Annotated in this window: 8 protein-coding genes; 6 read left to right on the plus strand and 2 right to left on the minus strand. The window is 61.4% G+C overall.

What is annotated here, in order from left to right; translation table 11 throughout:
• Nucleotides 1-166: 166 nt before the first annotated feature.
• Genes ACLCGK_RS09155 through ACLCGK_RS09170 form a run of 4 tightly spaced genes read left to right on the plus strand, consistent with a single transcriptional unit; the run spans nucleotide 167 to nucleotide 4946 of the window.
• A complete protein-coding gene (locus ACLCGK_RS09155; protein WP_013974157.1) occupies nucleotides 167-1624 on the plus strand; it encodes an MBOAT family O-acyltransferase in 1458 nt (485 codons plus the stop codon).
• Nucleotides 1625-1634: 10 nt separating this feature from the next.
• Complete coding sequence (locus tag ACLCGK_RS09160; protein WP_023660658.1) at nucleotides 1635-2792, plus strand: alginate O-acetyltransferase; 1158 nt, start codon at nucleotides 1635-1637, stop codon at nucleotides 2790-2792.
• A 16-nt stretch (nucleotides 2793-2808) separates the two neighbouring features.
• A complete protein-coding gene (locus tag ACLCGK_RS09165; protein WP_013974158.1) occupies nucleotides 2809-3456 on the plus strand; it encodes an alginate O-acetyltransferase AlgF in 648 nt (215 codons plus the stop codon).
• Between the two features lie 35 nt (nucleotides 3457-3491).
• The gene (locus tag ACLCGK_RS09170) at nucleotides 3492-4946 is read left to right on the plus strand and encodes a mannose-1-phosphate guanylyltransferase/mannose-6-phosphate isomerase (protein ID WP_024087718.1); all 1455 of its coding nucleotides are present in this window, start codon (nucleotides 3492-3494) and stop codon (nucleotides 4944-4946) included.
• A gap of 81 nt (nucleotides 4947-5027) precedes the next feature.
• Here ACLCGK_RS09170 and ACLCGK_RS09175 read toward each other — a convergent pair whose 3' ends face one another.
• Nucleotides 5028-6185 carry a hypothetical protein gene (locus ACLCGK_RS09175; RefSeq protein ID WP_410951855.1) on the minus strand — a complete coding sequence of 386 codons (1158 nt, stop codon included), beginning with the start codon at nucleotides 6183-6185 and terminating at the stop codon, nucleotides 5028-5030.
• Between the two features lie 227 nt (nucleotides 6186-6412).
• On the opposite strand from ACLCGK_RS09175, the gene ACLCGK_RS09180 reads away from it, so the two are divergent.
• The gene (locus ACLCGK_RS09180) at nucleotides 6413-6877 is read left to right on the plus strand and encodes a multidrug transporter (RefSeq protein ID WP_100412775.1); all 465 of its coding nucleotides are present in this window, start codon (nucleotides 6413-6415) and stop codon (nucleotides 6875-6877) included.
• A 151-nt stretch (nucleotides 6878-7028) separates the two neighbouring features.
• A complete protein-coding gene (locus ACLCGK_RS09185) occupies nucleotides 7029-7841 on the plus strand; it encodes an SDR family oxidoreductase (protein ID WP_410951856.1) in 813 nt (270 codons plus the stop codon).
• 125 nt (nucleotides 7842-7966) lie between these two features.
• Here the strand turns inward: ACLCGK_RS09185 and ACLCGK_RS09190 are convergent, their stop codons facing one another.
• Nucleotides 7967-8761 (minus strand): SDR family NAD(P)-dependent oxidoreductase, encoded by a 795-nt coding sequence (locus ACLCGK_RS09190; protein WP_410951857.1) that lies wholly within the window; start codon nucleotides 8759-8761, stop codon nucleotides 7967-7969.
• Between the last annotated feature and the right edge of the window lie 117 nt (nucleotides 8762-8878).

Consider the following 8878-nt stretch of genomic DNA (forward strand, 5'->3'; position numbering starts at 1 on the left):
GGAAATCACGGAAAAAACACCCCCCCCCCCCCCCCCCCTTCTCCCCCCCCCCCCTCCCCCCCCCCCCCCCCCCGCTCCCACAGGTACCAAGGCTTCCCCCACTTTTTGAGTGGGGGGTTTGGGGGGCGCTTTGCCCCGGATGCTGTGAACAAAAAGGAGAACCGGGATGGTCTTCTCGTCCAACGTGTTCCTGTTCCTGTTCTTGCCGATCTTCCTCGGCCTGTACTACTTGAGCGGGCAACGCTATCGCAACCTGCTGCTGCTGGTCGCCAGCTACATCTTTTACGCCTGGTGGCGGGTCGACTTCCTCGCCCTGTTCGCCGGCGTGACCCTGTGGAACTACTGGATCGGCCTGAAAGTCGGCGCCGCCGGCGTGCGTACCAAGCCGGCCCAGCGCTGGCTGCTGCTCGGCGTCGGTGTGGACCTGGCGATTCTCGGCTACTTCAAGTACGCCAACTTCGGCGTCGACAGCCTCAACGCGATCATCTCCTCGTTCGGCCTGGAGCCGTTCATCCTCACCCACGTGCTGCTGCCGATCGGTATCTCGTTCTACATCTTCGAGTCGATCAGCTACATCATCGACGTGTACCGCGGCGACACCCCGGCCACCCGCAACCTGATCGACTTCGCGGCGTTCGTGGCGATCTTCCCGCACCTGATCGCCGGCCCCGTGCTGCGCTTCAAGGACCTGGTCGACCAGTTCAACAACCGCACCCACACCCTGGACAAGTTCTCCGAAGGCTGCACCCGCTTCATGCAGGGCTTCATCAAGAAAGTGTTCATCGCCGATACCCTGGCGGTAGTGGCCGACCACTGCTTCGCCCTGCAGAACCCGACCACCGGGGATGCCTGGCTCGGCGCTTTGGCCTACACCGCGCAGCTGTACTTCGACTTCAGCGGCTACAGCGACATGGCCATCGGCCTCGGCCTGATGATGGGCTTCCGCTTCATGGAGAACTTCAAGCAGCCGTACATCAGCCAGTCGATCACCGAGTTCTGGCGGCGCTGGCACATCAGCCTGTCGACCTGGCTGCGCGACTACCTGTACATCACCCTGGGCGGTAACCGCAAAGGCACCTTCAACACCTACCGCAACCTGTTCCTGACCATGCTGCTGGGTGGCCTGTGGCACGGCGCCAACTTCACCTACATCATCTGGGGCGCCTGGCACGGCATGTGGCTGGCCATCGAGCGCGCGCTGGGCATCGACACCAACCCGCAGCGTTTCAACCCGGTGAAGTGGGCATTCACCTTCCTGCTGGTGGTGGTTGGCTGGGTAATCTTCCGTGCCGAGAACCTGGAAGTGGCCGGTCGCATGTACGGCGCCATGTTCAGCTTCGGCGACTGGCAGCTGTCGGAACTCAACCGTGCCCAGCTCACCGGCCTGCAGGTAGCCACCCTGGTGGTCGCCTACATCACCCTGGCGTTCTTCGGCCTGCGCGACTTCTACCGCAACGCCCGGCCAACGCCCAAGGCCACCCCGGTGGAGGTCAACAGCGACGGTTCGATCGGCCTGGACTGGACCCGGGTGATGACCCGCGCCCTGGTGCTGCTGCTGTTCGTTGCCTCGATCCTCAAACTTTCGGCGCAGAGCTACTCGCCGTTCCTCTACTTCCAGTTCTGAGGTTGATGACATGACCCGGACATTACGCATTACCTATTCGCTGTCGTTCCTCGGCCTGCTGGTGGGCATGGGCGTCTGGTCCACCGGTGGCCTGCAAAGCTTCCAGCGTACCGAGCAGATGACCCTGCTCAACGGCAAGCTGGCCAAGGCCGCCGAGACCCACTACGACGAGCAGTTCCCGATCAAGCGCCTGGGTACCAACCTGTGGGCGGCGATGGACTTCAAGCTGTTCAACGAAGGCCGCCCTGGCGTGGTGCTGGGCCGCGACCAGTGGCTGTTCAGTGACGAAGAGTTCAAGCCCACCGCAGGTGCCGAGCAGCTGATGCAAGAAAACCTGGCGCTGATCCGTGGCGTGCGCGACACCCTGCAGCAGCACGGCAGCCAGCTGGTGCTGGCGATCGTGCCGGCCAAGGCGCGGGTGTACGCCGAGTACCTGGGCAAGGAACTGCCGACCAGCCTGCATGACGACCTGTACAACCAGTTCCATGCCCAGGCACGCCAGGCCAACGTGTTCGCCCCGGACCTGATGGCACCCATGGAGCAGGCCAAGGCGCGCGGCCAGGTGTTCCTGCGCACCGACACCCACTGGACGCCGATGGGCGCCGAAGTGGCTGCGCAGGCACTGGCCGAAGCGGTCAGCCGCCAGAGCCTGCTCAACGGCGACCCGCAGGCGTTCATCACCGAAGCCGGCAGCACCGCGCCATACAAGGGCGACCTGACCAACTTCCTGCCACTGGACCCGCTGTTCAGCAACCTTCTGCCGGCCCCGGACAACCTGCAGCAGCGCACCACTCGCCCGGTCGAGGCCGAAGGTGAAGCCGGTGACGCACTGTTCGCCGACACGCAGATCCCGGTTGCGCTGGTGGGCACCAGCTACAGCGCCAACCCGCACTGGAACTTCCTCGGCGCGCTGCAGCAGGCCCTGCGCAGCGATGTGGCCAACTACGCCGAAGACGGCCATGGCCCGCTGCTGCCGATGCTCAAGTACCTGCAAAGCGATGCCTTCAAGAACGCCGCACCCCAAGTGGTGGTGTGGGAATTCCCCGAACGTTATCTGCCAATGAAGAACGACCTCAGCAGCTTCGATCCACAGTGGATCGCCCAGCTGAAGAACACCCGTAAATCCGAAGAAAACCTGGCTTTGTCGTCCACCCGGACTAACCACTAATCAGAGGAACCTACATATGACTACCAAGACTTCCATTGCCAAAGCCCTCACCCTCGCTGCCGGCCTGTCCCTGGCCTCCATGCAGGCCTTCGCCGGCGCCGACGCCGCGCTGTATGGCCCGAGCGCGCCGAAAGGCTCGACCTTCGTGCGCCTTTACAACGCTTCCAGCGCACCGGCGGCAGCTTCGGTCGGCAACACCCAGATCAAACAGGTTGGTGCACAGGGCAGCAGTGACTTCAGCTTCCTGCCAGGGGGTGACTACACCGCTCAGGTCGGTGGCAAGAGCGTGCCGGTCAAGCTGGCTGCGGACAAGTACTACACCCTGGTCAACAGCGCCAGCGGCAACCCGCAGTTGATCGAAGAGCCGCCGTTCAAGAACAAGCAGAAAGCCCTGGTTCGCGTGCAGAACCTGAGTGACCAGCAACTGACCCTGAAGACCGCCGACGGCAAGACCGAAGTGGTCAAGCCGGTGGCCGCCAACGGCCGCGGCGAACGCGAAATCAACCCGGTCAAGGTCAACCTGGCGCTGTTCCAAGGAGACAAGAAAGTGGGTGACGTCAAACCCGTCGCCCTGGAGCGCGGCGAAGCCGCAGTGCTGTACGTAACGGGTTCCGGCAACGCCTTGTCGCCGGTGTGGGTAACTCGCCCCGTGGCTAGCAACTGATTCCACTGCCTCTCAACGACTATTGGAGAAACATGATGATCCCGGTAATTCTTTCTGGTGGTAGCGGTTCCCGTCTGTGGCCTCTGTCGCGCAAGCAGTTCCCCAAGCAGTTCCTGGCCCTGACCGGTGAACACACACTGTTCCAGCAAACCCTCGAGCGCCTGGTGTTCGAAGGCATGGACACACCGATCGTGGTCTGCAACAAGGACCACAAGTTCATCGTCCAGGAGCAACTGGCCGCGCTGAAGCTGGAAACCCAAGGCATCCTGATGGAACCGTTCGGCCGCAATACCGCGCCGGCCGTGGCCATGGCTGCCATGAAACTGGTCAACGAGGGCCGCGACGAGCTGATGCTGGTGCTGCCCGCCGACCACGTGATCGATGACCAGAAAGCCCTGCAGCGCGCATTGGCCCTGGCCACCGTGGCCGCCGAGCGTGGCGAGATGGTGCTGTTCGGCGTGCCGGCGACCAAGCCGGAAACCGGCTACGGCTACATCCGTTCCAGCCAGGACGCCCTGCTGCCTGAAGGCGTGGCGCGCGTGGCGCAGTTCGTCGAAAAGCCCGACGAAAAACGCGCCGCCGAGTTCGTCCAGGCCGGCGGCTACTTCTGGAACAGCGGCATGTTCCTGTTCCGTGCCAGCCGCTTCCTCGAAGAGCTGAAAAAGCACGACGGCGACATCTACGACACCTGCGTACTGGCCCTGGAGCGCAGCCAGGAAGACGGTGATGTGCTGAGCATCGACGAAGCCACCTTCGCCTGCTGCCCGGACAACTCCATCGACTACGCGGTGATGGAAAAGACCCAGCGCGCCTGCGTGGTGCCGATGTCGGCTGGCTGGAGCGACGTGGGCTGCTGGTCGTCGCTGTGGGAAGTGCACGAGAAGGACGACAACGGCAACGTCACCAAGGGCGATGTGGTGGTGCAGGACAGCCACAACTGCATGATCCACGGCAACGGCAAGCTGGTGTCGGTGATCGGCCTGGAGAACATCGTGGTGGTCGAGACCAAGGACGCCATGATGATTGCCCACAAGGACAAGGTCCAGGGCGTCAAGCAGATGGTCAAGACCCTCGACGAGCAGGGCCGCAGCGAAACCCAGAACCACCTGGAAGTGTATCGCCCGTGGGGCTCGTACGACTCGGTGGACATGGGCGGCCGCTTCCAGGTCAAGCACATCACCGTCAAGCCGGGCGCCAGCCTGTCGCTGCAGATGCACCACCACCGTGCCGAGCACTGGATCGTGGTGTCCGGCACCGCCGAGGTGACCTGTGACGAGAACGTGTTCCTGCTGACCGAGAACCAGTCGACCTACATCCCGATCGCATCGGTGCACCGCCTGCGCAACCCGGGCAAGATCCCGCTGGAGATCATCGAAGTGCAATCCGGCAGCTACCTGGGCGAGGATGACATCGAGCGCTTCGAGGATGTGTATGGACGTACCTCTACACCCATCGAGCGTGGTGTTTCGGTGAAGACCATCGCGCAGTAAAAGTCGCATCCCAGCCATTGCACCAGGCAATGGCTGGGAACCACCCAGGCCAGGGCTGCCCGAGCCTTGCTCAGCTGTGATCTATTCGATCCGGTGACGCAAGAGATAACGGCCACCCAATACTTCCACAATCCTGGAGCCTTCATATTCCCTTATGGTCAACGATACGGGATCCATGTATTTCACGGGCATGTTCAACCAACCGCCCTGGCCGAAAGACAGGTCTCTTTTACCAGCGGCATCGTATCGAATAACCCCACCCGTCGCTTCAACACCCCATACCCCGATGAGAATGCCGTCGCCGTCTTGAACCAGGTGAAAAGCCTTGGCCTTTCCAACTTCCAAAAATACTGGCTCACCATCGTTATAACTTTCATCTATTCTGCCATCCCGATGCAGACGGTAGATGAAATCTGGATACAGCTCACGCCCTCCACTGCCAGCCACATACAGATAATCGTCGACCTGCAACATCGGCTCCATTACCAGATTAGTGAGCTCATGATCTGGGAGCTTCATGAAATGGACTTCACCATCGCCACCGAAATCGCGCAACAATTTACCTTCGCTATCAATGGCTCCCACCCATCCACGGCCATAGCCTCCAAGGTTGAAGACACCACTCATCAAGAAACCTTCATGCTTACCGGCACTCATGTAAGGCATGATATTCATTGTCTGATATTCGTAACTTGACTTGGGAAAACTTCTCAGCACCCCACTCTCGTTGAATGCTGGGTCCAATTCACCTGTCAACTCAAATTGAGCCATCCCACGAGATACAAGTTGTCGATGCTTACCGTCCGGTAACTGCGGGGCTTGATTGACACTTGAGCCGACAATATCGGCCTGGTTCGCCTGAGGTATCGGTACAACTTTTACACCGTTATCCCCGAAGCTCGGATCCAACGCCCCGGTATCGGCGTCAAGTTTGCAGAGCAGAAAATTACTATAATTACCAGCTTCACCCGCCAGACAGGACAGCATGACCACATTTTTTTGCAGACTGAAAGAAAATTTAGTACCAAAACGATCAGGGTTTGGGAATTTCACTATGCCTTGCTCGCCGAAGGATATATCCAGACTTCCTCGATCGTCATACCGCAGCACACAAATTTCCCACTGCAATGATGCCGCCACATAATATTTTCCATCTAACAACCTTGCCGCCCCGTACCCAACAGCTCCCTCAGGAATAGCGAATTCAATCTCAGTCCAGTTTTCGCGAATATTTTCCATTTCTTCCACTCCGACTATAGATACATACAGATTGAAACTAATCAATAATCGAGAAGTTGTAACCTATCAAAAATACCAGGTAACACCTGAATCAATATCCCTACCCAGGGTCATAACCCATCAAACTCTCCTGCTGGCTGATTGATATAAACGAATCAGGCTTTTGAAGTTTTGTTCTTATGGGCTACGATGGTCTGACCCCGCGCAACCAAGGTTTGCCCGCTTTCATGATCATCGGTGCCTTCCTCATCCTCACCTGGCTGGTGCTGCTGTTGCGCTACCCGGCCAAGGCCCTGCCGATCTCGCTGGCTGCCGTTTGTGGCCTGGGCCTGGTGGCCCTGTTCGTCGTCTGGCAGGACACCCGCGAAACCTCGCAACTGGCCCGCCTGGACCTGCGCCTGAGCTACGCCCCCGAACACTGCCCCGCTGACCGCGCCCTGCAGGTGCGCATGAAGAATGGCAATGACGTGCCGCTGACCGAGTTGCGCTGGCGGGTGGCGGCGTATGCGCCGGGCGATACCGTGAACCTGGCGGAGAACACCTACAACGCCCCGCGCTACCGTGGGCCGGGTGAGCTGCAGCCAGGGGCCGAGTGGAAGGACTGCCTGCCACTGCCGCCACTGCGCTCCGGGTACCGGCCGCAGACCCTGGAGTTTCGTGCAGAGCATCTGCAAGGTACGTTTGCCAACTAATGTATCGCCTGTGCCGGCCCTTTCGCGGGCTTGCCCGCTCCCACAGGTACTGCACAGTGCTCAAGAACTGTGGAGTACCTGTGGGAGCGGGCAAGCCCGAGAAAGGGCCGGCACAGGCAACACCAACTTCCCCTGACAACAGGCCCCAACCATGCCCACCGTCCTGATCACCGGTTGTTCCAGCGGCATCGGCCGCGCCTTGGCCGACGCCTTCCGCGATGCCGGCCACCACGTCTGGGCCACCGCCCGCAAACCTGAGGATGTCGAGCAACTGAACGCCGCCGGCTTCACCGCCCGGCAACTTGATGTGAACGACAGCGAGGCGCTGGGCCGCCTGGCCGAGGAACTGGAAAACCTCGATATCCTGATCAACAACGCTGGCTACGGCGCCATGGGCCCGCTGCTCGATGGTGGTGTGGATGCCCTGCGCCAGCAGTTCGAAACCAATGTATTCGCCGTGGTCGGCGTTACCCGCGCATTGTTCCCACAGCTACGCCGCTCACGGGGCCTGGTGGTGAACATCGGCAGCGTATCAGGCGTGCTGGTCACGCCGTTCGCCGGCGCCTACTGCGCCTCGAAAGCCGCCGTGCATGCCCTGAGCGATGCCTTGCGCCTGGAACTGGCGCCGTTTGGTGTGCAGGTAATGGAAGTGCAGCCAGGGGCGATTGCCTCGCAGTTCGCCAGCAATGCCCAGCGCCAGGCCGAGCAGGTGCTGGCGGCGGATTCGGCGTGGTGGCCGTTGCGCGAGCACGTGCAGGCACGGGCACGGGCTTCGCAGGACAAGCCCACCTCGGCGGCGGTGTTTGCCCAGGGCGTGTTGGCAGCGGTCGGGAAGTCGCCGGTGCCAGCGGTGGTGCGGTTGGGGAACGGCAGTACGGCGTTGCCGTTGATGGCCCGGTTACTGCCGCGGCGGGTGCTGGATTGGGCGTTGCGCAAGCGGTTTGGCCTGCTGCGCCCGCTCTGATTGATTGCCTGTGCTGGCCTCTTCGCGGGCTTGCCCGCTCCCACAGGGATAGTGTGATCCCGAAGATTGCACTGTACCTGTGGGAGCGGGCAAGCCCGCGAAGAGGCCGGTACAGGCAATACAGATCAGGCAATGGAACGCAGCACCCCGCCATCAACCCGCAAGGCAGCCCCGGTAGTGGCACTGGCCTGCATCGATGCCAGGTACACCACCATGTTCGCCACCTCCTCCACCGTCGCCAGCCGCTTGATCAGCGAGGTCGGCCGGTGCTCGGCCAGGAAGTTGGCTTCCAGCTCTTCAGTCGACACCCCCTGCTCCTCGGCCAGCTTGGCAAAGAAGTCGCCCACACCTTCCGAACGCGTAGGCCCCGGCAGCACCGAATTCACCGTCACCCCGGTGCCGGCCAGGGTCTCGGCCAGCCCGCGCGACACCGCCAGCAACGCAGTCTTGGTCATGCCGTAATGAATCATCTCGGTCGGAATCTGCAGCGCCGACTCACTGGACAGGAACACCACTCGCCCCCATTTGCGCTCGGCCATGCCTTGGGCATAGTGGCGCGACAGGCGAACGGCGCTGAGCACATTGACGTCGAAGAAACGCTGCCAGTCCTCATCCTCGATCTCGAAGAACGGCTTGGGCTCGAAGATGCCCAGGTTGTTGACCAGGATGTCGGTGTGCGGCACCTGCTTGAAAAGCGTCTGCACACCGGCCTGGGTGCCCAGGTCGGCAGCGATGCCGATGATGCGCGACTGCGGCAGGCGCTCGCGCACAACTTTGAGGGCTTCGTCGACCCGGGCCTGGGTGCGACCGTTGAGGACCACTTCGGCCCCCGCCTCGGCCAGGCCGATGGCGATGGCCAGGCCGATGCCGGCTGTGGAGCCGCTGACGATGGCGCGCTTGCCGTTCAGGGAAATGTGCATCTGTGCCTCCTCGGTAATCAGGACAATTGCCGGGGCTGCTTTGCAGCCCATCGCGACACAAAGCCGCTCCCCACCTCCGTCCTCGTCTCCCTTTTGAAAGGTCTTTTTTTTTCCCTT

This window comes from Pseudomonas sp. S1(2024) (assembly GCF_046557535.1).

Excerpts from the sequence above, each read along its gene's own strand:
- ACLCGK_RS09160 (WP_023660658.1), top strand. The coding sequence starts at position 1,635 with ATGACCCGGACATTACGCATTACCTATTCGCTGTCGTTCCTCGGCCTG.
- ACLCGK_RS09175 (WP_410951855.1), bottom strand. The coding sequence starts at position 6,185 with ATGGAAAATATTCGCGAAAACTGGACTGAGATTGAATTCGCTATTCCT.
- ACLCGK_RS09190 (WP_410951857.1), bottom strand. The coding sequence starts at position 8,761 with ATGCACATTTCCCTGAACGGCAAGCGCGCCATCGTCAGCGGCTCCACA.
- ACLCGK_RS09185 (WP_410951856.1), top strand. The coding sequence starts at position 7,029 with ATGCCCACCGTCCTGATCACCGGTTGTTCCAGCGGCATCGGCCGCGCC.
- ACLCGK_RS09165 (WP_013974158.1), top strand. The coding sequence starts at position 2,809 with ATGACTACCAAGACTTCCATTGCCAAAGCCCTCACCCTCGCTGCCGGC.
- ACLCGK_RS09180 (WP_100412775.1), top strand. The coding sequence starts at position 6,413 with ATGATCATCGGTGCCTTCCTCATCCTCACCTGGCTGGTGCTGCTGTTG.
- ACLCGK_RS09155 (WP_013974157.1), top strand. The coding sequence starts at position 167 with ATGGTCTTCTCGTCCAACGTGTTCCTGTTCCTGTTCTTGCCGATCTTC.
- ACLCGK_RS09170 (WP_024087718.1), top strand. The coding sequence starts at position 3,492 with ATGATCCCGGTAATTCTTTCTGGTGGTAGCGGTTCCCGTCTGTGGCCT.